At 72.3% G+C, this 831-nt stretch carries 1 protein-coding gene; it reads left to right on the top strand.

Going from position 1 to position 831, the window contains the following annotated elements; translation table 11 throughout:
• A partial coding sequence (locus tag G3I78_RS46395; RefSeq protein WP_203616469.1) for an Ig-like domain repeat protein occupies positions 1-831 on the top strand: 831 nt, incomplete at both ends.

Below are 831 nucleotides of genomic sequence, written 5' to 3'. Positions count from 1 at the left end.
TCGACGCCGTCGGCGCGCACACCCTGCAGTTCCGCGCGACCGACACGGCGGGCAACACGTCCGAGGCCCAGACCGCGGAGTTCACCGTCGTCGAGGGCGACGTCGAGGAGGACACGACCGCACCGACCGTCGAGCCCATGGTCATGGGCCAGCAGGACGAGAACGGTGCGTACATCGGCACGGCGGCGTTCATGCTCCACGCCTCGGACGAGGGGTCGGGCGTCGCGTCGGTCGAGTACCAGGTCGACGGCGGCGCGTGGCTGCCCTACACGACGACGGTGCCCTTCACCGACCTCGGTGAGCACACCGTCTCCTTCCGTGCGACCGACGTCGCGGGCAACGTGTCCGAGGTCGGCTCGGTGACCTTCACGGTCGTCGAGGACGGCGAGCAGGACACGACCGCCCCGACCGTGACCGCGGAGGTCACGGGGGAGCAGGACGACAACGGCGCGTTCGTCGGGTCCGCCACGGCGACCCTCACCGCGACGGACGACGCGTCCGGCGTGGAGAGCGTCGAGTACGACCTCGACGGCGCCGGCTGGGCCCCGTACACCGAGCCGCTCGTCGTCGACGAGCCCGGCGAGCACACGCTCGTCTACCGGGCGACCGACGCCGCGGGCAACGTGTCCGAGGAGTCCGTCACGGAGTTCGTCGTCGTCGCCGACGCCGGCGAGGACACGACGGCCCCGGTCGTCGAGACGCAGCTCAGCGGCGCGCAGGACGAGGACGGCGCCTACGTCGGCTCCGCGTCCGTGCAGCTCACCGCGACCGACGACGGCTCCGGCGTCGCGTCCGTGGAGTACGACCTGGACGGTGCGGGCTGGACCGAGT

The organism is Streptomyces sp. SID13726, assembly GCF_010548375.1.
Lineage (GTDB): Bacteria > Actinomycetota > Actinomycetes > Streptomycetales > Streptomycetaceae > Streptomyces.
The sequence above is the reverse complement of the archived record's forward strand: the minus strand, read 5'-3'. Positions and strand labels throughout refer to the sequence as shown.